Origin of the sequence: Rhizobium atlanticum, from assembly GCF_030182485.1 — a bacterium.
In the GTDB taxonomy this organism is placed as follows: domain Bacteria; phylum Pseudomonadota; class Alphaproteobacteria; order Rhizobiales; family Rhizobiaceae; genus Rhizobium.
On sequence record NZ_JAQJCJ010000003.1, the window covers coordinates 104,161 to 126,292 of the forward strand.

General features: G+C 60.2%; 23 protein-coding genes. 11 read left to right on the top strand and 12 right to left on the bottom strand.

Annotation, left to right across the window (positions count from 1 at the left end; genetic code table 11):
* The first annotated feature begins 82 nt into the window (after positions 1-82).
* The gene (locus PH551_RS05730) at positions 83-448 is read left to right on the top strand and encodes a MarR family transcriptional regulator (protein WP_168302397.1); all 366 of its coding nucleotides are present in this window, start codon (positions 83-85) and stop codon (positions 446-448) included.
* Positions 449-854: 406 nt separating this feature from the next.
* On the opposite strand, the gene PH551_RS05735 is transcribed toward PH551_RS05730, so the two are convergent.
* Entirely contained in the window at positions 855-2,042 is a 1,188-nt protein-coding gene (locus PH551_RS05735) for a DUF932 domain-containing protein (RefSeq protein WP_285192217.1), read from the bottom strand.
* Positions 2,043-2,161: 119 nt separating this feature from the next.
* The gene (locus tag PH551_RS05740) at positions 2,162-4,324 is read right to left on the bottom strand and encodes a ParB/RepB/Spo0J family partition protein (protein WP_285192218.1); all 2,163 of its coding nucleotides are present in this window, start codon (positions 4,322-4,324) and stop codon (positions 2,162-2,164) included.
* Between the two features lie 132 nt (positions 4,325-4,456).
* Here PH551_RS05740 and PH551_RS05745 point away from each other — a divergent pair, with 132 nt between their 5' ends.
* From PH551_RS05745 to PH551_RS05760, 4 genes are all read left to right on the top strand, one after another.
* Complete coding sequence (locus PH551_RS05745) at positions 4,457-4,852, top strand: hypothetical protein (protein WP_285192219.1); 396 nt, start codon at positions 4,457-4,459, stop codon at positions 4,850-4,852.
* Between the two features lie 56 nt (positions 4,853-4,908).
* Entirely contained in the window at positions 4,909-5,109 is a 201-nt protein-coding gene (locus PH551_RS05750; RefSeq protein ID WP_285192220.1) for a type II toxin-antitoxin system VapB family antitoxin, read from the top strand.
* Positions 5,106-5,489 carry a PIN domain-containing protein gene (locus PH551_RS05755; RefSeq protein WP_285192221.1) on the top strand — a complete coding sequence of 128 codons (384 nt, stop codon included), beginning with the start codon at positions 5,106-5,108 and terminating at the stop codon, positions 5,487-5,489. Before PH551_RS05750 ends, PH551_RS05755 begins: the two co-directional genes overlap by 4 nt.
* A gap of 338 nt (positions 5,490-5,827) precedes the next feature.
* The gene (locus PH551_RS05760) at positions 5,828-6,895 is read left to right on the top strand and encodes a cyclic nucleotide-binding domain-containing protein (protein ID WP_285192222.1); all 1,068 of its coding nucleotides are present in this window, start codon (positions 5,828-5,830) and stop codon (positions 6,893-6,895) included.
* A 262-nt stretch (positions 6,896-7,157) separates the two neighbouring features.
* Here the strand turns inward: PH551_RS05760 and PH551_RS05765 are convergent, their stop codons facing one another.
* The 9 genes from PH551_RS05765 to PH551_RS05805 all read right to left on the bottom strand — a co-directional run bounded on the left by PH551_RS05765 (position 7,158) and on the right by PH551_RS05805 (position 15,461).
* Positions 7,158-7,541, bottom strand: a complete 384-nt coding sequence (locus PH551_RS05765; RefSeq protein ID WP_285192223.1) for a DUF3307 domain-containing protein — start codon at positions 7,539-7,541, stop codon at positions 7,158-7,160.
* A gap of 12 nt (positions 7,542-7,553) precedes the next feature.
* Positions 7,554-9,416 carry an adenylate/guanylate cyclase domain-containing protein gene (locus PH551_RS05770; protein WP_285192224.1) on the bottom strand — a complete coding sequence of 621 codons (1,863 nt, stop codon included), beginning with the start codon at positions 9,414-9,416 and terminating at the stop codon, positions 7,554-7,556.
* Positions 9,406-10,713: an NAD(P)/FAD-dependent oxidoreductase gene (locus PH551_RS05775; RefSeq protein ID WP_285192225.1), complete on the bottom strand. Its 1,308-nt coding sequence runs from the start codon at positions 10,711-10,713 to the stop codon at positions 9,406-9,408. The genes PH551_RS05770 and PH551_RS05775 overlap by 11 nt, the downstream gene beginning before the upstream one ends.
* 3 nt (positions 10,714-10,716) lie before the next feature.
* Entirely contained in the window at positions 10,717-11,190 is a 474-nt protein-coding gene (locus tag PH551_RS05780; RefSeq protein WP_285192226.1) for a DoxX family protein, read from the bottom strand.
* Between the two features lie 14 nt (positions 11,191-11,204).
* Positions 11,205-11,987 (bottom strand): HvfC/BufC family peptide modification chaperone, encoded by a 783-nt coding sequence (locus PH551_RS05785; protein WP_285192227.1) that lies wholly within the window; start codon positions 11,985-11,987, stop codon positions 11,205-11,207.
* Positions 11,977-13,002 carry an MNIO family bufferin maturase gene (gene bufB / locus PH551_RS05790; protein ID WP_285192228.1) on the bottom strand — a complete coding sequence of 342 codons (1,026 nt, stop codon included), beginning with the start codon at positions 13,000-13,002 and terminating at the stop codon, positions 11,977-11,979. Before bufB ends, PH551_RS05785 begins: the two co-directional genes overlap by 11 nt.
* 32 nt (positions 13,003-13,034) lie before the next feature.
* Positions 13,035-13,304, bottom strand: coding sequence for a BufA1 family periplasmic bufferin-type metallophore (locus tag PH551_RS05795; RefSeq protein WP_085862087.1), 270 nt, complete (start codon positions 13,302-13,304; stop codon positions 13,035-13,037).
* A gap of 222 nt (positions 13,305-13,526) precedes the next feature.
* Positions 13,527-14,600: a patatin-like phospholipase family protein gene (locus tag PH551_RS05800; RefSeq protein ID WP_285192229.1), complete on the bottom strand. Its 1,074-nt coding sequence runs from the start codon at positions 14,598-14,600 to the stop codon at positions 13,527-13,529.
* Between the two features lie 30 nt (positions 14,601-14,630).
* Positions 14,631-15,461, bottom strand: coding sequence for a 3-hydroxybutyrate dehydrogenase (locus PH551_RS05805; RefSeq protein ID WP_085862089.1), 831 nt, complete (start codon positions 15,459-15,461; stop codon positions 14,631-14,633).
* Positions 15,462-15,642: 181 nt separating this feature from the next.
* On the opposite strand from PH551_RS05805, the gene PH551_RS05810 reads away from it, so the two are divergent.
* From PH551_RS05810 to PH551_RS05825, 4 genes are all read left to right on the top strand, one after another.
* Positions 15,643-16,539, top strand: a complete 897-nt coding sequence (locus PH551_RS05810) for a LysR family transcriptional regulator (protein WP_285192230.1) — start codon at positions 15,643-15,645, stop codon at positions 16,537-16,539.
* Positions 16,540-16,732: 193 nt separating this feature from the next.
* Entirely contained in the window at positions 16,733-17,233 is a 501-nt protein-coding gene (locus PH551_RS05815) for a cupin domain-containing protein (protein ID WP_285192231.1), read from the top strand.
* A gap of 88 nt (positions 17,234-17,321) precedes the next feature.
* Positions 17,322-18,527: an MFS transporter gene (locus PH551_RS05820; RefSeq protein WP_285192232.1), complete on the top strand. Its 1,206-nt coding sequence runs from the start codon at positions 17,322-17,324 to the stop codon at positions 18,525-18,527.
* A 98-nt stretch (positions 18,528-18,625) separates the two neighbouring features.
* Positions 18,626-19,105, top strand: coding sequence for a DUF302 domain-containing protein (locus PH551_RS05825; protein WP_483315408.1), 480 nt, complete (start codon positions 18,626-18,628; stop codon positions 19,103-19,105).
* Positions 19,106-19,434: 329 nt separating this feature from the next.
* Here the strand turns inward: PH551_RS05825 and PH551_RS05830 are convergent, their stop codons facing one another.
* The gene (locus PH551_RS05830; RefSeq protein ID WP_285192233.1) at positions 19,435-20,118 is read right to left on the bottom strand and encodes a peroxiredoxin-like family protein; all 684 of its coding nucleotides are present in this window, start codon (positions 20,116-20,118) and stop codon (positions 19,435-19,437) included.
* A gap of 541 nt (positions 20,119-20,659) precedes the next feature.
* Between PH551_RS05830 and PH551_RS05835 the strand changes: the two genes are divergently transcribed.
* Positions 20,660-20,848 (top strand): hypothetical protein, encoded by a 189-nt coding sequence (locus PH551_RS05835; protein ID WP_285192234.1) that lies wholly within the window; start codon positions 20,660-20,662, stop codon positions 20,846-20,848.
* A gap of 144 nt (positions 20,849-20,992) precedes the next feature.
* Positions 20,993-22,132 (top strand): ROK family transcriptional regulator, encoded by a 1,140-nt coding sequence (locus tag PH551_RS05840; RefSeq protein WP_285192235.1) that lies wholly within the window; start codon positions 20,993-20,995, stop codon positions 22,130-22,132.

Genomic DNA, 22,132 nt, shown 5'->3' on the forward strand with positions numbered 1-22,132 from the left:
GACGATGCTCCATCGCATTCGGGAAGGCTTGCATGGCTTCCTTCCAAACGACATACTAGCTTATATAACACAGTTAAATGACATGACAAGCGCACTTAAACAGCAATGGCAGAACCTTGCCTTCTCAGGGCTCATCCTCCATGAGATTCTCGATCATCCGCTGGAGGACGAGACGCCGCAGGCGCGACTGAAACAGGTCGGCATGATGACGATCCTCTACACGATGAGCCAAGCGCACCAGAAGCTAACCCTCTCAAACATCATTGAAATCACCGAACTGACACGAACTGGCGTGAAGGAAACCGTCGACCTTCTGGTAAAGCGTGGAATGCTGAGCGAGACGATGGTGAAGAATTCCATGGGCAGGGGGACGGCGCGGCAATTCGAGATTTCGGAGGATCTGTTGAACAAGCTGAGCTCGTTCCGGGTCGGCCAGAAATCGGATTAAACTGACTTTTTTCGAAAGCAACAGAACCGCGATGGCGAATCAATTGCGGCCTGTTCGTGCTGCTGACGCGGAGAAAAGGGATGCTCGGGCAACCCGCCCGTGGCGGGTTCCAGACAAACAATGAAGAGTATCGGAGAAATCAGCATAGCGCCGCCGAAGGCGGGATTTCGGGAATTCTCGCCACGCTAAGGGCGGAACAAGGGCAGCCGCGGGAGCCTCAGCATAGCGGCCGGCAGGGAGGCGGAACCGACTGCCCCCGCCCGTGCGTTCCTTTTTTCCGAGAGTATTCTCGCGCCCTGTCGTCATCACCGCGCAGGTGCCTGGAAAGGGGTGATGCTGTTCGTGGAAATGACAATGCCGACGAGCGGGCTCGGACCGATCGACGGCATCACGTTACGAGGCGCGCTCAAACCGCACTTTCGAGTAGCCTCCTCGCCTTGCCTTCCAGCTCGAGACGGACGTCCTGATGGGTCTTGTCACGTGCCAGGGCGGTGATCCCCTGAACGAAATCGAAGATCGATTCCGGCGGTCGACCTTCTTCGGAGAGAACCGTCTCGATGATCTTGCCGGTTTCGCTTCTCGAGAAGCCGCGCCGGCGCAGGAATGTTTGTCTATCTTCATCGTCGCGGGCGACGATCCGCTCGCGCGCGGCCTGGATGCCTGCGACGAAAGCTGCAGGTGAGGAATTGGCAAAGCTTGCCAGCGCCGGTGCTGCTTCATGGGCGAAGCGCTCGGCGGCAAATTTGCTGTGCCGAATGCTGATCTCCTGGAAATTTTCCGTGCCCCAGATGTTTCGGTTGGCGCAAACGGCGCGCAGGTAGAAGGAGGCGATGCCAAGCGTTTTCGACCCCACCTCCGAATTCCACGCATAGAAGCCGCGGAAGAACAGGTCAGGTTCGCCATTCTGCAGGCGCCCCGCCTCGATCGGATGGGTATCGTCGACCAGGAACAGGAAGACATCTCGGTCGGATGCGTAGAGTGTGGTCGTATCCTTGGAGATATCGACGAAGGGATTATGCGTCATGCTTGCCCAGTCGAGCAGGCCCGGCACTTTCCAGATCGTGTCGCCGGTTCCATTGCCGGCGATTTTCATCACGGCGGAAACGAGCTCGTGGTCCCAGATCCTGCCGTAGTCGGGGCCGGTCACCGCCCGCAGCTCGACGCGACCGTCGTCCATTTCAAGCGTCTTGACGAGCTCGGCGCGATTTTTGAGCAGGCCATGCTGCAGATTGATCGCGGCAAGCGGCGCGGGAAGTTGGCGCATATAGGTGGCGGGGGCGCCTACCAGGGTGCACAGCTGGCCATAGCTCCAATGCGTCGGCGCAACCGGCCGCCGGTTGCCGGGTAAAATCAGCGCGAGCCGCTCGGAGTTGTCGCGACTGGCCTCGAGGCGGATCGACGAACTTTCCACCGTTCGGGCGTGGGCGCGCTCCGCACGGGACCTGACTGCACCGTAGAGTTCGCCAAGGGAAAGATAGCGCTCATCATCAGGTCGAGAGAACCATTCGGACGAGACGCGGCCATTGCGCTCACCGCGCGAGATGTCGACCCTGAAGCCGGTTGCCGGTTGCGAGGCGGAGGTGATGGTGTCCATGACATTTGCTCCTTAAAACGAAAGCGGTCCGGCCTCCTGTTGGAGCCGGACCGTGCGAGTGGATCGGAATCGAAGGCCCGGCATGCCGGCCGGACCTCATCGGGTTGGATGGTTAAAGCCTACTCGGCCGCGTCGAGATGTTTCTGCTCGTCCCGAAAGGCGTCATCCGGCTCTGCTGTCGCTTCCTCGGCGTTCACCTCGTCACTGAGGAAAGCCGGAAGATCTGAATCCTCGGCTTCGACCTGAGCATCGTCGCTGTTGCGGTGGACGACATCCCCGACTGCTGTTCCGGAGCTATCTGCCGATGCCACCTCAATCGCCATTCTCAGGGGCTCGGGAAGCCAGCCGCTGCCATCGAGCAGGCGCTCGGCTTCGCGCGCCATATCGACTTTTTTCAAATGGCCGATCAGGCGAGCCGGCTGCTCGCCCTTCGCCTCCCGCACAGCCTGCAGGATCTGCGCCTTGGTGACCCTTCCAAGATAGGCCCCGACCGTCGGCGCCCAGCCGGCATCGGCCATGTCGAAGCCGACTGCACGGGCAAGCTGGTCGGCATGAGCGACCGCGCGGGTGCGCTTGTTCCATGGCTCGATCACGGCATTCAGCGAAAGGGATGCGCAGTGGGCAAACAATGCCAGCCGGCTGACCTCATCGAGCGCGACCAGGAAGTCCCAGAGTTCCTCGGGTAACTTCGGAAGGTCCTGGCCCCATGCTTCCTGTCGCTGATCGATCTCGCTCGCCCAGACGGTGTCGGAGAGCCCTTCGGTCTGGCTGAAGCCTGCACTTTGCAGCGTCAGTTCCAGGCACGTGTCCGACCCGTAATGATAGAAGGTCTTCAGGACGAAGGCGTGCAGCACGGCAATGAAGGCCACAGCTGGATTGTTGGCGAGCGCATTGCGCAGTGCCACCGTGCGCGTCGCTGTCAGATCGACAAGCAGACGATCGGATATCGGGCGGATGGCATCGTCTCCCTCGTCTGGCTCGTCACCAGCAACGGCCCGACCGTCGAGCGTTGCCCCGCCGGTGGACGATGATCCGGTCACGTCGTGGGCGAAGTCGCTCCTGGAGATGTCCGCTTCGGCTCCCATCGTCTCCGGCTGCGGTTCGTCCTCCTGTCGGACAAAGCCGCGCTCGATCTTCAGTTCGCCGCCGGCGCCGAGCGAGATGAACACGCCCCCACGGGCGACATCCTGAGGATCGAAGACATATGGCCGGCCGTTAAGCCTGTCGAGCTCGTTCCCGAGTTCCTCCAAGCGATGCTCGGTCTCCTCGCAAGGTTCGTCGGCCTCGGCATAGGCTGCATCGAGATCGTCATATTCGGCCTTGAGCGAACGGTATCGAGCAGTCTCTTCCTCGGTCATCTCGGCCTGGTGGCCATAGAAGCGACGCAGCCCGGCTGTATGACCGTAAGGAAAGTCGAAGGCCGCTTCGACCCACTTCCAGCCTTCCGCAGCTTTGAGCGCCTCGGCGTCTGCCGTCAATTTCTCCAGTGCCAATTGCTCGAGCAGGGCCGGATCCTGAAGCCATCCGCCGTTGTCCTGCTCGAACAGGTCGCGCATGACAACACCGCCGGCGGCTTCGTAGGGAGCGATCCCAACATACACGGAGCGGCGATCGCTCGCGCGGACCGTCGTTTCCGTCAGAAGCCTGCGGATATAATAGGGTTCGCGAAGCTGCTGGCGCGAGATCGTGTCCCAGACCTGCTCCTGCCGGACATGGTCGTTGGTGATGGAAAAGGCCATGAGCTGTTCAAGCTTGATGTCCTCGTTGGTATAGAGTTCGAGCAGCCGCGGCGAGACCGATGCCAGACGCAACCGTTGCCGAACCGCCCCTGCCGAGACAAAGAAGCGGGCGGCGATTTCCTCTTCGCCGATGCCCTGCTCACGCAGTGTCTGGAAAGCGCGGTATTGGTCAAGCGGATGAAGATCGACGCGCTGGACATTTTCGGCAAGAGAATCCTCAGCTTCGGGGGTTTCGCCGCTGCTGACGATGCAAGGAATGCCCGCGGTCTTTGCGAGCCGTTTGCGTGACACGAGCAGTTCAAGCGCACGGTAGCGCCGGCCGCCAGCCGGGATGCGATAAAAGCCGGTCTCGTTGCCGTCATCATCGACTTGAGCGCGAACATTCAGGCTGGTCAGCAATCCGCGGCGGGCTATGTCCTCTGCGAGATCTTCGATCGAGACGCCTGCCTTTACCCGACGCACGTTCTGCTCGCTCAGGATCAGTTTATTGAAAGGGATGTCGCGTCCAACGTTCAATGTGATTTTCTCATTGGCCTGTGCCATATCGTTTCTCCGTGACGAGCCGGCCGGAACTTTCTCCAGCCTTCCAAACCCGCCGGAAAATCCCCCTCCCTCCTCTCCCTCTGCGGCGCCCCCGGCTTGCGAAACGCCCACCGTCGGCCTCCACCAGGAGCCTTGGCATGGCGTTTCTGTGCGAAAGACCGCGATGGCGGCGGTGCAAAATTGGAACTCCGTGAGGTATGGATGCTGATGTCTGGGATCGAGCCTTCTATGACGACGGCGAATGGGTTTCCTGCACCGATGTGGAAGAACAGCTTCGATTTCATGACTGGCGCGCCAAATACGAATTCAGACACATCCTTGATTCCGTATTTTGAGGAGCTCCTGTCGCTGGCAGAAAGCTGCCACCTTCAGACACGCCGTCATCTGAATGTCTACGGAGACATAGGAGAACTCTTCGGCGCTATCACCTACGGACTAAAGCTGTACAAGGCGAACGCACAGGGCGCCGATGGCCGGAATGGCAACGATCCTGTTGAGATAAAAACTATCACGCTCCGTCGGACCTAGGCGTAGATTTTCACCTAATGGTGCTATTTAAAACATCAGGACAAGGATAATTAACGATGCGATCGACAATCAATCTCGATGACACTCTTATGGAAAGAGCCAGGTCCCTGACCGGCACAAAAGAAACCGCGGCTCTCGTCCGCCAGGCGTTGGAGACGCTTGTCCGAGTAGAGTCCGGAAAACGCCTGATCGCGCTCGGTGGAACTATGCCCGATGCGGAGGCGGCTCCACGTCGCCGGAGCCCGACGGCCAAGTGACACTGGCAGACACTTCTATATGGATTGATCATTTTCGCCATGTTGATGCCGAGCTTCGGACGATCATTGAGCACGATCGTCTACTCTGCCATCCGGCTGTGGTCGGCGAACTGGCACTTGGCAGCCTCCGAGATCGCGAGCGTGTGATTACATTTCTGGCAGCCCAGCGCCAAGCGTTCGTCGCAACGCACGACGAAGTGATGACAATGATCGACCGTCACGGCATCTTCAGTATGCGCATCGGCTATACCGATGCCCACTTACTCGCCTCGATACTGCTTGATCGGCGAGCGGCATTATGGACCAAGGACAAGCGTCTGCAGGCGGCAGCGGAAAAAGCAGGCGCTTCATTGCATAAGCCCGCCCATCCCCGCAACTAAACACCAAGATAGTCCGACTTTTCGGATTCTCTGGTCTCTCGCCTTGAGAGATCTGAACGATCGACCAAGCGATTTCCCTCGTGCGGAATATCTGCGATTTAAGGAACTTATCCGCATTTGGTCAGGAAGTGCCGCCGGAAAGTTCAGCTATCTGCTGACTATCGTGGTCGCCCTTGGAGCGGCCGCCTTAGAAATAACATCACCTTTGATTCCACGCTCCGCAGCGCTTGAAAGCCAAATTCTTTGGTGCGAAGACACATTGCATCAGTCCCTCGTTTCCTTGCCTGTTGCCCGAAGGTATCTATTGTCGACGAATGCCGGGCGGTTGGGAGTATGTAATGTCGGCAGTGCCGTTCTCGAAGATCTCGACTCCGCTCAACGCGCTGTTCGCTACAATCGGTCTCTTCGTCGTTGCCGCACTGACGACGCAGGGCCTTACTGGACAGGAGAGGTTTGTCTTTGAGCTGCTACTTGCGGCAATTTGGCTGGCCTATGTCCTCCAATTGAGCGGGACATTGCTTTCACGGCGACACCGCTGGTCGGGCGGGATGCCGGCCCTCGTGATCGATTTGCTCGCGGTGCTGGTTCCGGCTGCTGCATTCTTGTTCGTTGGGTCCCGTGATCGAAACCTCTATTGCGCCATTTGGCTTCTCAAGCCGTTGCGCGACTCGACCTTCTTCAGGCTGCTGGCAAAGGTGGTCGCGAATGAATCGCGCAATCTCCTTGGCGTGACATCGGTGTTCGGCATCGTTCTTTTTGGCGCTGCATTGGCTGGTTATATCATCGAGCGAGATGTCCAACCCGATAAGTTCGGCAGCATTCCGCAGGCGATGTGGTGGGCGGTCGTGACGCTGTCGACGACCGGCTACGGTGACGAGATCCCGCAGACCCTTGCCGGCCGAGTTCTGGCCGGATTGGTGATGATGAGCGGGATCGGTATTTTTGCACTTTGGGCCGGCATCCTCGCCACCGGCTTCTACGAAGAGGTTCGCCGCCAAGACTTCGTTCGCAACTGGCAATTGGTCGCTGCCGTACCCCTGTTCCAGAAGCTTGGTTCCGCTGCACTGATCGAGATCGTCCGGGCGCTGCGACCGCGCATTGTCCCCGCAGGTGCCGTGATCTGCCGCAAGGGCGATGTTGGCGATCAGATGTTCTTCATCGTCGAGGGGCGGGTCACCGTGGCGACACCCGACCATCCCGTGGAACTTGGTACCGGAAACTTCTTTGGCGAGATGGCGTTGATCAGTGGCGAACCTCGCTCAGCGACGGTCAGCGCAGCAACCGAGGTATCGCTGCTGTCGCTCTACGCCGTGGATTTCCAGATATTGTCGAGCAGTAGTCCGGAGATCGCGGAGACCATCCGCAAGACGGCGCTGGAGCGGCGGGGCGGGCCGCCGAAGGAATAATCAAAGCCTGATGGCTGCGGCATTGCCGCAGCCGGTGGAGGTTGCGCCTTGATCGGCTCATGGCGAGCTCCCAGGCGGTCGAAAAGTAGAGCGTCAGTTTGTCGCTTTATATCGCCTGCAACGGCATTGAGACTGACGATCGCATCGTGTCCGGTTCCGCTCCCCGGAATTCCGACCTGCTCGGAGAGCGCTCACCGTCGTTATCGCGCGGAATAGCAGTTTCCTTCCGAAGACGTCATCCGTTCGATTTCGAAGGTCTGCTTCATGGAATAAAGTCGGCATCCCAGGCCACGATCGCCAATATTGCCGAATAGGTCAGATGATGAGCGAGCTGGTCGGCGCCGTGAAGTATCCAGAATGAACGTGTATTGACCGGGTGCGGCTGACGTTGACCGTGGATGGCCTTCAAGTGGTCGATAAGGAAATGGATCAGAAACTCGCCCGAGGCAATGGCGAAAATCCACGTCGGATCCGTGACTGCAACCAAGAGGATCGGCGCGGTGGCGACGGCGTGGATGCCAGCGTGGACATAAGCGCCCGGCTTCTTGAAGTTCCCTTTGCCGGCAATCATCCATTCGGGCTGCAGGACATAGTCAGCCATGAAGTGCTTGGTTTGCAACCAGATCAGCGTTGTGAGCAGCAGCATCGTCATGCTCCTTCAGTCCGCCATATCAGCCGGATCGATCGTGTGCACACGGACCGGCGCGATCCTTCCCCGTATACCAACGCAGCCAAGCGGCCTTGTCTGAATAATGTCTCGGGTCTTTCGAAGCGTTTCGTCGCTTAGCGCAATTTCCACGCCTTTGTCCTTGGCCACGCCAACGAGCCGGCTCGCGAGATTGACGACGTCGCCGATCGCCGTATAGCTGAGGCGTTCAGTCGAGCCAATATTGCCGACAAGGGCCACGCCGGTGTTGATGCCGATACGCACCCGAATCTCATCATGCTTGGGCGCAATCGGCGCCATGGCATGCATCGCATCGCGAATTGCCGCTGCGGCGCGGCACGCGCGCAATGCGTGATCCGGCACATTGCCGGGGGCATTCCAGATCGCCATCACCGCATCGCCGATGAATTTGTCGACTGTGCCGCCTTCGGCATGAATAGCGGCGATCGACAGGGTCAGAAACCGCGTCAGGCTTGGTTCAACGCCAGCGCCGAACTCTTCCGTGAGTTCCGTAAAGCCTGGCAAATCCGCAAACAACACCGTTATGTCCCTGAGCTCGCCGCCGGGACGAGGCTTAAGACCGCCATCGACAAGGGGACGAACGACCTCGACGGGCATGAAGCGCGCGAACGCGGCAAGGCCGCTCGACATGCGCTTCAGGGCGGAGGAGAATTGATCGAGTTCAGTCAACAGCGCCGGGCGATGTTCCACGGCGTCGAGTTCGAACCTCTCGATCATATGCAGCTGCTCGGCAAGGCGCGACAGTGGCCGAGCGAAGAGAATTCTGGCAAACAGGATCGCCGTCACAGCGGCCAGCACAGCAATGCCCCCGATGATGAAGATCAGTCGCTCGGTATTGGCGTCGATGTCACGGGCAAAAGTCGCCCGCGGTATGGCGGTGACCAGACGCCAGTCTTCGAACGGCAACTTGCCAGATGACACGAAGATTGGGCCGAGCGCCTTGCTTGCCACCAGCGTCCGGGAACCGTCGGGCTTATCGGAGCTGGCAGCCATGGCGACTGCCGCGGCCAGAGCGTCGGAGGCGGCAAAATCCTTGAGATGAGCAGCGACCATACCGTCTGACGGCTCGGATGTCGCCAGTACCGCGTTATCCCGCGCTAGCACAAAGGCCTTGCTGCCTTCCGGCATCTTGAGCCCTCCAAGTATGGCCGACAACCGATGCAGGCTGACCGCCACCATCACCACACCTTCGAAATGGCCGAACACCTCGACTTTCTTCGAGACGACGATCGCCGGTTCGAATCCGTTCGGAAGAATATTGACGAGACTCCAGGCCGGTTCTGCACTGGTCCGGCCAAGTCTGTACCATGGCGAGCCCTCCGGAACGTAGACACTCTCGGCCTTTAGCCGATTTTCGAAAAAGATATCGCCCGGAATTGGCTTATAGAGATCGCGGCGCAGCGGACGCGGCTTGCCGAGAGGTGCGTGGCCGATCTCCACCATTTCGATTTGGCCATCGGGCAGCGCGTGCGCCCCAAAGAATTGGCCGTCCGGAAAGCCGAAACCGATCCAGGCAATCGCCGGCTGTTCACGCAGCAACGACAGGAAAAGGAATTCACGCTTCACCTCGTCGTCCGGCCTGATCGCTCCCTGGAAAAAGACCGATCTGACGATCTCCGCGCTGCTCGAAACCAGCGCCAGATTAGAAGAAAGCTCGTTGCGGACCGCAGCGGTGCTCTGAGCATCAAGGCTCGCAACAACCGTTTCAATGTTCCGGCTTGCGGTACGATACCAGACCAGGTGCACGAGCGCCGCCGTCGACAACACAGCTAGCAGCAGCAGTGCAGTGACCGCACGTCCCATCTTTATGCGTGGGAATGTTCTAGCGTTCATGGCGGTCGGTAATCAGACGGGCGGCGCGGTCATACCGGACATAAGCCAGCGCCCAGTCCGCAAACACCACGACGCGATTGCGGAAGCCCACGAGAAACCAGAGATGGGCGATGTTCCAGACCAGCCAGGCGGAAAATCCTGAAAGGCGGATGCGGCGAAAGTCGGCGACCGCCGCATTGCGTCCGATGGTTGCCAGATTTCCGAAATCGCGATAGCCGAACAGACCAGCGGTCCGACCATCGAGACCGGCGAGAATGGCGCGGGCCGCGTATTCGCCCATCTGCTTGGCGGCCGGTGCCACTCCGGGAACCGGCCTGCCGCTCCTGTCCGCGACCGCCGCCGTGTCGCCTATCACGAAGATCTCGTCATTGCCCGGCGGGTTGAGGTTCAGGTCGACGTGGACGCGGCCGGCGCGATCAGCGGGCACGCCGAGCCATTTTGCCGCCTTGGAGGCCATGACACCGGCCGCCCACAGCACGCAGGACGATCGGATTTGCCGGCCGCCGGCAAGTGCTACGCCTTCAGCGTCGCAGCGCGTTACAGCTTCCCCGAGGGACACCTCGACGCCGAGCATCTCCAGGTGTCGCCGGGCTTCTCCCGACAATTTCGCCGGCATGGTCGGCAGAACGATATTGCCGGCTTCGACCAGCACCACGCGAGCCGAGGACGGATCAATGCGCCTGAAGTCACGGACGATGGCCTTTCTTGCCAGCTCGGCGATTGCTCCAGCCAGTTCAACGCCTGTCGGGCCGCCGCCAACAACGACGAAGGTGAGAAACCGCCGCCGCTCGGCTTCGTCCTCGGCTGCCTCGGCACGTTCGAAGGCCGACAGGATCCGGGCACGGATTTCGGTCGCATCGGCGATTGTTTTCAACCCGGGCGCGGTCTCCGCCCATTCATCCTTTCCGAAATATGCGTGCCTTGCACCGGTGGCGACGACCAGATAGTCGTAGGCGATGCGACTATTTGTGGTCTGAACGAACCGGTTCTTCTTGTCGATCCCCTCGACACGCTCCATCAGCACAGTGACGTTGGATTGCCGAGAGAGAATGCGGCGGATCGGCATGGCGATCTGGGCTGGCGAAAGCGCGGCCGTCGCGACCTGATAAAGCAGCGGCTGAAAAAGATGATAGTTGCGACGATCGACGACCGTCACATCCACGTCCGCGTGCCGAAGCCCCTTGGCGGCGGCAAGGCCGCCGAAACCGGCTCCGAGGATGACGACCCTCGGGCGGTGACCCGCCGCCTGACGCATGAGCGGCGAGCCACCACTTGTCTCTTCGACAACTGCGCGCATGGCTCAGCGCCCCCTCGGAAACAGGCGCGCTGCCAGATAATCGAGCGAAACGGCGCCTGCCCCGCGCGTCAGGATCAACAGCAACGGCGCCGTCCAGAGCAAATGGTCCGGCCAGTTCTGCGGGTAGACGAAGAGCTGGATCGTCGCGATGACGCAAAGCAGCAAAAGAGCGGCGGGACGAGAGAACAGGCCTAGAAAAATCAGGATCGAGCCAGTGACTTCAGCCGACGTCGCAAGCACGGCAGCCACGCCGGGATCGATGATGGGCAGCTGGTATTCTAGCGTGAACAGCTGAACTGTTGCTGGCCAGGAGGCAAGCTTGCTCTGCGATGACTGCCAGAAGACGTGGGCGGCCGCCAGACGGGCAACGAGCTGGACGAGCGACAAGGGCAGGCTGTTGGGGCTCTCGATAGCGGCGACATAGAGACCGATAATACCGCCTCTGTGTCGCGTCGAAGAAGGGGACATCATAGTCATGACTTCCATCCTGTTCACTTGGTTGCGGGCTTGATGTGGCGAATGCGAGCGACGAGGCCAAAGGCGAAAAGGCCGCCAAAGGCACCCTCGAGATCGAAGCCGGGAGTGCGGGCAAGCACGCGGCTGACCGCAGCCTCCAGGCTGGCGCGCCTTTTCAGGGCATGAAGGAAGGCGAAATGGCTGGCATCGAGGCGCAGAAATCGCATGCTATCTTGGCCGCGCCAGAGCGCGATCCGCTCCGGTCGGCGGCTGAGACTCGCCAATGCTTCGATGTTTCCGCCGGCTTGATGCGCCTCCCATATGTCCAGCGCCGGCCAACGGCAAACCAGCAGGCGTAGCGAGGGCTGAAGAAATATCTGGGGAGCGGTGTCGGCTTCATCGTCCGCCAGCTGCTCCAAGCGACAGCCCTGCAGCGCCGGCGCATCCAGCGCCTCGGCAATCATCCATTCCAGCCGCGCCGTTTCGGCAATGAAGGGCATGGTGCGGATGCCATCGAAGTCGGCCAGGAAGCGAGGGAAACTCGTGCCATAGCGAACAAGCTGCGCTTCCTGCGGCGGATTATTCCGAATGAAGGCGCCGGCGACATGACGAAAGTAGTTTTCGCCCAGAAGCTGAACCGTGATCGGAAAAACCGCGATCAAGGTCGCTGTCAGCGAGGCGAAGGTGTTGTTGCGGTAAATGTTGAACCGACGCAGCGGGTCGAAAGCACCTTTCGCCAGCACCGGCGCAAGATCACGGCCATCTTCACCGAGGATGGCTTGGGCGACCCGCGATTGCAGCGCGCAGTTAGAGAGCATGGCCAACCCTCCTTGCGCCCGAATGATTGGCGAAGACCGACGGCTTAATCGTCGCAAGCGCGGCGAGCGCCGGCATCGGGCCCGTCCGGTTGTCGGCCCGCAATGGCAGGATCATACCCTCGAACCGGGTCGACTGTGGTGTCAGCCTTTCAGCCAGCATGCGGTCTTCGAAGGCGATCGACTGCGCCAGCATGTCGGCCCACATGGCTTCACCGAGGAGCACGTCGAGAGCGGGCACATCCGTATCCCATTCGATGAGCGTCGGACGCGGGCCGATCTTGCGGATCGCATGAGCATAGAGCGACCAGACAGCCGGCGGAACGCGCGAACCGTGGTCGTCGATCAATACGATATCGCCTTCCACCTCGTTGATCGCGTGCCCGGCAAGATGAATCTCCCCGATGGCGCACGCGGGAAGCTGGTCGATGAAGGCTTTGGAATCGAAGCCGAGATTGCAGGCCGAGACATGCACATTGTTGATATCGAGAAGCAGCCCGCAGCCGGTGAGGCGCACGAGCTCGACCAGGAATTCCGCCTCGGTCATTGTCGAGTCCTCGAAGGCGACATAAGCAGAGAGGTTTTCGATGTAGACGCGCCGCTGGAGCGTATCCTGCAGCCGCGAGACGTTGGCGGTCACGATGGCGAGGGCCTCTGCGTCATAACGCAGCGGCAGGAGATCATTCAGATAGGCGCCGTCGGCGGCGCTCCAGGCGAGATGCTCGGAGACCAGGCCTGGCTGGAAACGCAGGCAGAGCTTGCGCATGCGCTCCAGATGGTCGCGATCGAGACCGGAACTGCTCCCGAGCGAGAGACCGACGCCATGGACGGACAGGGGATAGCTTTCCCGCAGCCGCTCCAGCGCCTCGACGGCCGCCGAGCCGCCCATGTAGTTCTCCGCATGGACTTCAAGCCATCCCGCCGCGGGGCGGCGAGACAGCATTTCGCCGATATGCTGGGAGCGAAGACCGATGCCCGCGGCGGTTGGCACCGGATTGCTCGGAAATATCTTGGACATCGATTACTCCTTTGATTGAAGTGGTGGAAAGGTCAGGCCTTGGGTTCGTTGCTTCCGCCGGTGATCTTGGTGCACGTGCCGGCCGGCACGTAGATCCATGAATCCTTGGCGTTGTCGGCGGTGGCCGTACCGGCGCAGGAATGGCTGGCCGTCTGGCAGTCGTTCAGGCCGGCCTTCACGACGCCGAAGCACTTTTCGAACGAGAAATCCGGCTTGGCAGCCGGGCCGGCAAAGGCGCTGCCCGCAGCCACGGAGGCTGCGGCGGCAAGGGCCGAACTGATGAGAAGACGAGTGGTATTCATGAGAAATCTCCTGGGTTGCGTGAGGTCAAACCGCCATCGGTTTGCCTGTCTTCACCTTCCCAGAAGTCAGCTGTCACCTGAAATGCTGTCTCTGCATGGTTTCGATACGCTGTCTCTATGCGTCGACAGGCAATCTTGAAGACAAAAAAAGCCCCCGCCGGAGTGGTGGACGGGGCTCAAGTTTCTGCGGGCGGGAGGCGGGACTGCCGAAATGGCTGAGGATCAGAGATAACGTTCGCGGACGTCCACGGTCGATCGTTTGCCGATATCTTGGTAATTGGCCTGCAGCCAGAGATCGGCGCATTGGCGGCCGCGATCCCTCAGGTCCATGAGCGCCCCCCAGTCGGCGTTGAGCTTGCTCGCGACGCTGAGGTTTTTCATCGCTTCGTCGTCTGAGATACCGTGCACGAAAATGCGCTTGAGATTGGAAGGCGGCGACGCTGCCGTGTCGATCAGCTGTGTGACGAAGGCCACCGCACGCATTTCCCTCAGCAACGACGAGTTGAAACTGATCTCATTGATACGGTTGAGGATTTCTCCAGCCGTGCGCGGCAGTTCCGTTCGTTCTATCGGATTTATGTGTACGACCAGTACATCGGGCGTGTCGCAGCCATAAATCAGCGGGAAGATTGCGGGATTGCCCATATAGCCGCCGTCCCAATAGGCTTCCCCTCCGATTTCCACGGCTTGGAACAGGAAGGGCAGGCAGGCAGACGCCATGATGGCATCTATCGAGAGCTCGTCGTTGCCGAACACCTTCACCTTGCCAGTCCGCACGTTGGTGGCACAGATGTTGAGCTTGACAGGGCAGCGTGCCATTCGGATTGCCTCCAGGTCGATCGACTGTTCCAGCACCTGGCGCAGCGGATTGAAATTGAAGGGGTTGAACTGGTACGGCGACATAAGCCGTGTCACCAGGTCGAACATGATGAACGCCGGCGAGAATTCCAGCGATTTCGAGCCTATAATGCGGTCGAGCAAGGTTGGCTGCAAAGGTCCGGATGCAGCTGCGTGGCTGACACGGCGCCAGAAATTGGCAAGCGCCGTCTGTGCTCCGCTCCGCCCGCCCTCAGCCAGGCCATAGGCTGCGACCGCAGCATTCATCGCGCCCGCGCTGGTTGCCACAATGCCTTCGAATGACAGGCTCGGCTCGTCCAGTAACCGATCGAGCACTCCCCACGTAAAGGCGCCGTGCGCCCCGCCGCCCTGCAGCGCAAGATTGATCGTCCGCGGCTCGCGCTCGGCAGGCGACGAGTCGGGCTGCATTTTGAGCTTTGCACCTACATGTTTGTTCACGATCGCAACCTCCGTGCCTCAAATGATTGATCAGTGCGCAGTCCAACCCCCGTCGACAGGGATCGCCGTGCCGGTGATCGATCCGGCAAGATCGCTGCAGAGAAAGACGGCAAGCGCGCCCATTTCCTCAACCGTGGCAAAACGCCTCGTCGGCTGGTCCTTCAGGAAAACGTCGCGGATCACCGCGTCCCGCGGGATGTTGTGCGACTTCGCCTGATCCTCGATCTGGTGCTCGACAAGCGGCGTCCAAACGTAACCGGGGCAGATCGCGTTGGACGTCACCCCGTATTCCGCGCCTTCGAGCGCGATCGTTTTGGTGAAGCCGACAATACCGTGTTTGGCCGCCACATAGGCGGATTTGAAGGGGGACGCGACCAATCCGTGGGCGGAGGCGACGTTCACGATCCGGCCATAGCGGTTGGCGCACATGCTGTCGAACGTCGCCTGAACGAGATGGAAGGCTGAGGAAAGATTGATAGCAAGTATGGCGTCCCACTTTTCAGGCGGAAACTTTCCGAGCGGCGAAACATGCTGGATACCGGCATTGTTGACGACGATGTCCACCTGCCCAAAACGGGCGACCGCCCTCTCGACCATCATGCGGATCGCTTCCGGCTTCGACATGTCAGCGGCGTCGTAGGCAACGTCGACATCGTTATCGGTGGCAATGCCGTCGCGCAGCATCTCGATCTCGGCAGGATCGCCGAAGCCGTTCAACATCACGGCGGCCCCTGCCCTTGCAAGCGCATGTGCAATTCCAAGGCCGATGCCGCTGGTCGAGCCAGTGACTATGGCGCTACGCCCTTCCAAGGGCCTGCGGCCGACGAGAGTATCAGTTACGGGATCAAAGGCGTTCAGCATATCCGCTCTCCACTACGATCGACGACGCCGTCTAGCGTCTTGCAATCACAATGGTCGACGGGACTTCGTTTTAGAAATGCCAGTCTGGTATGGAATTGATAAATCCATGGCATTGGAGGAGAATGCCGCCCGCGGAGAATATTGAGGGTATTGCAAATAGAATTTATGCCGAGGGGCGGCGATGGATATTCACCATATAAGGTATTTCCTGGCGGTGTGTGAAACGCGAAACTTCACGCGCGCGGCCGAAAAGTGCAATGTTACTCAGCCAGCGCTCAGTCGCGCCATCCAGCAGCTGGAGGATGAGGTGGGCGGACTGCTCTTCCGCCGGGAGCGCAATCTCACGCACATAACAGATCTCGGCAATCTTCTGCGCCCACGATTCCAGCAGATCCAGGACGAGTTGATGGGTGTGCGTACTGAGGCATCGCGATTTCTTTGTCTCAGCGAAGCGCATCTCAAGGTCGGCATCATGTGCACGATCGGACCGCGCCGGTTCACCGGTCTGCTCACCGAATTCAATATGCGCCACAAGGGAATCCAGCTGCAACTGATCGAGGGCGTGCCCGCCCGGTTGTCCGATCTGCTCGAGACTGGCGAAATCGATGTGGCGCTCATGTCGACGGCAACGAGCTTTCCGGAACGCTTCGACGTGACCTCGCTCTTTCGCGAGAGGTTCATGCTCGCTTTCCCCGCCGGCCATCGACTCGGCCAATACGAAGCCATTCCGATCGCGGCGATAGACGGTGAGATCTACCTGCGTCGCGTCAACTGCGAATACTGGGATTACCTCACGGATCTCTGCGACGCACAAGGCGTGAAGACCCTCGTTTCCTATTCCAGCGAGCGCGAGGACTGGATCCAGAACCTGGTCGCCGGCGGCCTTGGTATCTGTTTCATTCCCGAATACAGCGCCGTTATTCCAGGATTGCAGGTGCGACCTGTCGCGGACCCGGAAGTCTCGCGCGAGGTCTGCCTTGTGACGGTGGCGGGCCGACGCTTCTCCCCGGCGGTTTCGGTCTTTGTCGGCGCCGTGAAATCATACGGCTGGGCGAAAGCGTCGGGCCGTTCGCATTAAAGGCAGTATCGTAACAACCACGGGAGCACAGCCTGGCAAGCTGCCGGGCATTCGGTGTTTCCCCTGCGGCTGACAATAGCTTGCGGCTATCGAAATCAAAAGCATCTGGCATTTCTCTTTCGATCGGCGCTCCGCCAGTCTTCGAACATGCTCGGCACCGTCCCCGCCGGGCTCCAACAAGGAGAAACCGCTGATGAAGCCCGTATTGAAAACCGACCGCATGTCCCTCGCCGCTCTCGCATTCGCTGCAGTGGTCCTCGGCGCCGGCCTGCCCGCCGCGTCCGCCATGGCGGGCGAATGCCCGGCTGATCAGGTCACTGAGGATGGCATGAAGCCTGGCCCGATGATGCCGAAGGGCGTCTCCGACAGCGTCGTCAGGACAATCGATCTCTCGTCCAAGGGCGAAGCCTGGAAGGGCAGCATGCTGCGCATGCGCAAGCTCGTCGTGCAGCCAGGCGGCATCGTTCCCTGGCATTCGCACGAGATGCGCCCGGCCAATATCCTGATCATCTCCGGCTCGATCACGGAATACAGCAGCACCTGCAAGGTGCCGATCCTGCACAAGAAGGGCGAGGTGACGGCCGAGTTTGGACATCTCTCCCATTGGTGGAAGAACAATGGCAAGGCTTCGGCCGTGCTCTATTCCTCCGACATACTGAGCCCGGAAATGCACACCGATGACGCGGCGATGTAACGGTTGCCCTCTGATCTGAAGCAGCCCCATCGCTCGCCGGCGTTTCCCTCGCACTGGCAGGGAAACGCCGCATCCCGGAGGAACAAGCATGACTGACATCGAACAGCCGCTCACGGCATCCGTTCAAGAGCGCCGGACCATTCACGCCGAGAGTTGGCGCTTTGGACTGATCGCACTCATCGCCTTTTTGACCTTGGTCGACCTCTTTGCGGCGCAAGCCGTATTGCCTTCTCTGGTCGAGAGGTTTCAGGTCAGCCGTGCCACGATGGGTTTCGCCGTCAATGCCAGCACCCTCGGTATGGCGCTCGCCGGTCTGCTCGTCGCCTTCGTCGGCAGCGGCCTGGACCGGCGCAACGGCATCTGGATCAGCCTCGCGATCCTGTCCGTGCCAACGACGCTTCTGGCATTTACCGACAACATCATCGTCTTTGCCGCGCTGCGAGTACTTCAGGGGCTTTGCATGTCGACGGCCTTCACGCTGACGGCCGCCTATCTGTCGGAGCATTTCTCCGCCGGAAAGGCCTCCACGGCCCTAGCCGCCTATGTCACCGGCAATGTTGCCAGCAACCTCTTCGGCCGCATGCTGTCCGCTGCCGTCGCAGGCATTGGCGGCCTCTCGATAAATTTTCTGGTGTTTGCCGCCCTCAACCTCTTCGGCGCCGCCCTGGTTTGGTTCACGCTCAAAAGGACGACCAGCATGATGCGGAGCGATGATCGCGGGAACCTCACCATGCGCATCTGGGGCGGACATCTTGCCGATCCGGAGCTGCGACGCGTCTTCGCTATCGGTTTCCTCATCCTCTTCGTGTTCATCGGCACCTACACCTATGTCAACTTTCGGATTGTCACGCTCGGGGTACGCCCGATGGCGCTCGGCCTTGTCTACCTCGTCTTCCTTCCGTCGATCTTCACCACGCCTTTCGCCGGCAGGCTCGCAAGCGCTGTGGGGCCGGCAACCGGAATCGTGCTGACGCTTGCGATTGCCATCGTCGGACTCGTCGCGCTTCTCAGCGCGTATTTGCCGGTCATCCTGATCGGTTTGACACTGGTGGCGGTTGGCACCTTCCTCGCACAGGCAATGGCAACCGGCGTCGTGGGTCAACATGCCAGGAGCGACAAGGCTGGAGCGAGCGGCATCTACCTCGCATCCTACTATACCGGAGGCATGGCCGGCAGTGTGGTTCTCGGTCAGGTCTACGATCACGTCGGCTGGAACGCATCCGTCTACGTGCTTATCGCAGCTCTGGCGGTAGCAATGCTGCTCGCGGGTTCGCTAAGCGCCCCGCACCGATAGATCCCAGCTTTCCGTGGTAGCCGGAATAGGGGTCGCCCCTTCCATGCGGAAGCCGGCGACGAGTTTGAATGCAGACACAACCGAAAGGAGTAAATGACATGCAAAAAACGATCAGACTATTGTTCATGGCCGCGCTTTCATTGGCAGGAATTCTGTCGGCATCAGCCACTATCGTCCAGGCAGGTGCCCGGGACGGTGTAGTTGTTCTGAAGAGTCGCTATTCGGTCGACGAGACTGTCACAAAGATCAAAGGCAGCGTCGCAGAGAAGGGCATAATGCTGTTCGATGATATCGATCAAGCAAGGCTCGGCAACGCGGCTGGCAACAAGGTCCGTCCATCGCGGCTGATCCTGTTCGGCAATCCGGCGCTCGGAACGACGTTCATCACCGCCAATCCAGTGGCCGGGCTCGATTGGCCCGTCAGAGTTCTCGTCTACGAAGCGAAGGATGGAACGGTCCGTGTTGCCTATACGGATTTTAACTGGATCGCGCGACGCCATGGCATCACCAGCCGCGAGAAGGAGTTCAAGATGGCGTCCGAGGTCATCAAAGCGGTGACGGATCCGGTCCATCAATGAGGTCACGGCGATGCAGTGATAAATGGGGAGGGAGCGACTTCCTCCTCATTGCGGATGTTGCAAAGAGGTTACCATCCGAGGCCCTGACCTTGATGGTTGGTTGAGACCCTTCCAGGCGATGCTGACTTTGGTCTAGATTCTACTGGTTCTGATGACCGTTGCTCGCCACGGACTTGGTGCAGCTGCGTAACGACCGGCCGCGGGCTTCGCAATGCCACGGTCCGCTGGTGTCCCAGACCTGCTGATCATCGTATACAACGGGAAGCTCTGCGCGTTCGCCGATTGGTTTAAGGCTGCCAACGATCTCGTGGGACGAGTTGTTCAGCAGCTTATTGAAGTGCGACTTGGGAGGCTGCTGACATCAATTCTTCGGGACTCGGCGCCCGGCATAGATTTTGGCCCCCCTCTTCGGCTTCTGTAAAACTCCAGCGCACAGTGCCTTCCCGATCGAGCAGGAACTCGCCGATAAGCGGCATGTGACCGGCGATGATAATCTGCTGGTCGGCCGCCGTCATTTCATACGGGTCCTTTTTCTCCAGAAAGTCGCCCGCCGCAGCCGGGTTCATCGGAACGGGCAACTCCCCCGGCAGATCAATCCGCATCGTCATGACCGCGTCCATTCCAAGCTTATGCGGCCATTCGGTTTCATTCTCCGTGAGTTCGAGAATGGGTAAACCGAAGGCGCGATGCGAAGCCCCCTGCGGGTCGGATGCGCTGATAAGGTTCGGTAGCGGATGGTAACGGAAGTAGAGCCGCGCCCGTTCGACGGGCGTCTTGACGATGGCGAGACACTCGATGCCTTTCTCCTTCAGGGCAGGGTTGAGTTGCGCCATCGCCGAGACATGACGCCGACAGAATGGACAGTGTAGGCCTCGAAATAGACCGATCAGTAGCGGGCTACGGCCTCGAAAGTCATCGAGCGCGATCTTGCCTTCGCGCGAGATCGCGTCGAGTACAACATTCGGTGCCCGGTCTCCCGGCTGCAGCGGGCGGTCGACACTATCCGTGGACATGAACAACCTCCTCCCGATCAATCAAAAAGGCAGCACACCCAGCGCTTCGGGGATCGAGCCCCTGCTGGCGCAAACTCCCTTCGCCGGGGCAAAGTAGCGTTCGGCCTCCGCCATATTCCAGACGTCGAACTTGAGCTTCGCAGGCCCATCATAGCATGGAAATGACACCCGCGGGCGAACATTCAGGCTGGTCAGCAATCCGCGGCGTGCTATGTCCTCCGAGAGATTTTTGATCGAGCTCCTGCCTCAAAGCGCGTTTTGATCGCCCGGATAAGTTTATAGAAAGCGATCTCAAGTCCAACGCAGAGCGTGATTTTCTCAACGGCCCGTGCCACGTCGTTTCTCCCTAACGAGCCCCGGAGCTCTCTCCAGCCTCCGAGCCCTTCGAAAAACCCCTTCCCTTCTAAGTAGGCGACCATCAGCCGCAAGGATAACGCAATCTTGATCGACGGCGACAGTTTCCCGATCGCAGCATCGATCTATCTGCTTTGGCAATCACACTGAAGACGCTCGCTTTGGGCGAGCGAAGGGAGGTTGAGGGATGCTCCGGATTCGGAAATTGCCCGCAGCGATGGCACCGCTCATCGCCGTTGCCATGTCGGTGTCGTCCTGCACGACGAGCTCTACCGACTCGGTGCAGACCGGCTCGGTTGGATACTCCAGCGCTGACTTCGCACTCAGGCCGGCTTGCCGCGACGGATTCGGCAACGATCGTCCTTGCAGCTATTAGCTTAAAGAGACTCAGCGAGGATGATCGGCACCCCGTGCGGTTCGTCGAAAGCCGGAGCTCTTCGTTACAACGACTGTTGGAAAATCGTTACGAACACCGATAAGCGTGATACACACCGTCGAAGTGCTCTCAAGAAAGACGGTCATGCGGTATCTTCGGTCGGGGCCGCGTCGGCTTCACACTCAAGAGTTGGGCGCTCCCCGCGCCAAAACGGTGGGCTTGAGATCGGGTGAGATCGCCGACCGGAATATCCGCGTCATTCTGGAAGCAATCCGCCGGCACGGGCCGCTGACGCGCACCGAGCTTGGGCGGCATAGCGGGCTGACCGGGCCTGGCATCACCAATATCTTGCGTCGGCTTGCCGACGAGAAGCTCGTGACATCGAACCGGCGCACCGGGCTCGGCGGCGGGGCGACGGCCACGGAATTCGCGCTGCGGCCGGAGGGCGCGTTTTCGATCGGCGTCAAGCTTCGCCGGACGCGCGGCGAGATCGTGCTGATCGATTTGAGCGGCCAAGTGCATGACCGGGTCTATTTCGACGTGGAGCCGGAAGACGGGGTCGGCGCGGTACATGCGGCGGTCCGGGACATGGCCGATCGGCATGCGACATTGCCGATCGTCGGGCTCGGGATCGCCGCCAACGATTGGAACGATGCCCGCAGCGAGCAGCTTGCTGCGATGTCGACGATCGCACGCACCTATGTCGAGAACGAATGCACGGCGGGCCTGCTTGCCGAGCGCACGATCGGCAGCGCCATGCCGGAGGGCGGGCTCGCGATGATCATCATCGACGATGACGTTCAGGCGGGTTTCCTCATCCGAGGCATACCCTATTCCGGCGTGCATGGGCGGGCGGGCAGCATCGGCGAAATGCTGACCGGGCCCGACAATGTCCAGCTCAATACCGTCGTCGGTTTCGGTTCCCTGCGCTCACGCATCGGAGACGAGGACTTCGCGCGCCTGCTCAGGGGCGAGGAGTTCTCCTCGTCGTCGCTGTCGCAATGGATACGCGAGGCCGCCGGCCATCTGCTCGACCCGATCATCGCCATGGCCGGCTTCATCGCCCCGAGCGTCGTGATGATCGGCGGCGACCTGCCACAGGGCGTGATCGAGGCGCTGATCCATCAGCTTTCCGTCGAGCGGCGCGACACCTCGACCAGGCCGCTGCTGACGCCCTGGATTTCGCCGATGCGGCCGGCAAGCTTCAGCGGCGGCGGCGTGGCACTCGGTGCAGCCCTCCTGCCTTTCCTCAACACGCTCCTGCTGCCGCCAGCTTCGGCCTAA

Coding starts and splice junctions, on each gene's coding strand:
- PH551_RS05735 (WP_285192217.1), bottom strand. CDS start 2,042: ATGGACACCATCACCTCCGCCTCGCAACCGGCAACCGGCTTCAGGGTC.
- PH551_RS05780 (WP_285192226.1), bottom strand. CDS start 11,190: ATGACTATGATGTCCCCTTCTTCGACGCGACACAGAGGCGGTATTATC.
- PH551_RS05765 (WP_285192223.1), bottom strand. CDS start 7,541: ATGCTGCTGCTCACAACGCTGATCTGGTTGCAAACCAAGCACTTCATG.
- PH551_RS05820 (WP_285192232.1), top strand. CDS start 17,322: ATGACTGACATCGAACAGCCGCTCACGGCATCCGTTCAAGAGCGCCGG.
- PH551_RS05835 (WP_285192234.1), top strand. CDS start 20,660: ATGCTCCGGATTCGGAAATTGCCCGCAGCGATGGCACCGCTCATCGCC.
- PH551_RS05730 (WP_168302397.1), top strand. CDS start 83: ATGACAAGCGCACTTAAACAGCAATGGCAGAACCTTGCCTTCTCAGGG.
- PH551_RS05760 (WP_285192222.1), top strand. CDS start 5,828: ATGTCGGCAGTGCCGTTCTCGAAGATCTCGACTCCGCTCAACGCGCTG.
- PH551_RS05825 (WP_483315408.1), top strand. CDS start 18,626: ATGCAAAAAACGATCAGACTATTGTTCATGGCCGCGCTTTCATTGGCA.
- PH551_RS05810 (WP_285192230.1), top strand. CDS start 15,643: ATGGATATTCACCATATAAGGTATTTCCTGGCGGTGTGTGAAACGCGA.
- PH551_RS05750 (WP_285192220.1), top strand. CDS start 4,909: ATGCGATCGACAATCAATCTCGATGACACTCTTATGGAAAGAGCCAGG.
- PH551_RS05805 (WP_085862089.1), bottom strand. CDS start 15,461: ATGCTGAACGCCTTTGATCCCGTAACTGATACTCTCGTCGGCCGCAGG.
- PH551_RS05740 (WP_285192218.1), bottom strand. CDS start 4,324: ATGGCACAGGCCAATGAGAAAATCACATTGAACGTTGGACGCGACATC.
- PH551_RS05770 (WP_285192224.1), bottom strand. CDS start 9,416: ATGAACGCTAGAACATTCCCACGCATAAAGATGGGACGTGCGGTCACT.
- PH551_RS05785 (WP_285192227.1), bottom strand. CDS start 11,987: ATGCTCTCTAACTGCGCGCTGCAATCGCGGGTCGCCCAAGCCATCCTC.
- bufB (WP_285192228.1), bottom strand. CDS start 13,002: ATGTCCAAGATATTTCCGAGCAATCCGGTGCCAACCGCCGCGGGCATC.
- PH551_RS05830 (WP_285192233.1), bottom strand. CDS start 20,118: ATGTCCACGGATAGTGTCGACCGCCCGCTGCAGCCGGGAGACCGGGCA.
- PH551_RS05795 (WP_085862087.1), bottom strand. CDS start 13,304: ATGAATACCACTCGTCTTCTCATCAGTTCGGCCCTTGCCGCCGCAGCC.
- PH551_RS05840 (WP_285192235.1), top strand. CDS start 20,993: ATGCGGTATCTTCGGTCGGGGCCGCGTCGGCTTCACACTCAAGAGTTG.
- PH551_RS05815 (WP_285192231.1), top strand. CDS start 16,733: ATGAAGCCCGTATTGAAAACCGACCGCATGTCCCTCGCCGCTCTCGCA.
- PH551_RS05775 (WP_285192225.1), bottom strand. CDS start 10,713: ATGCGCGCAGTTGTCGAAGAGACAAGTGGTGGCTCGCCGCTCATGCGT.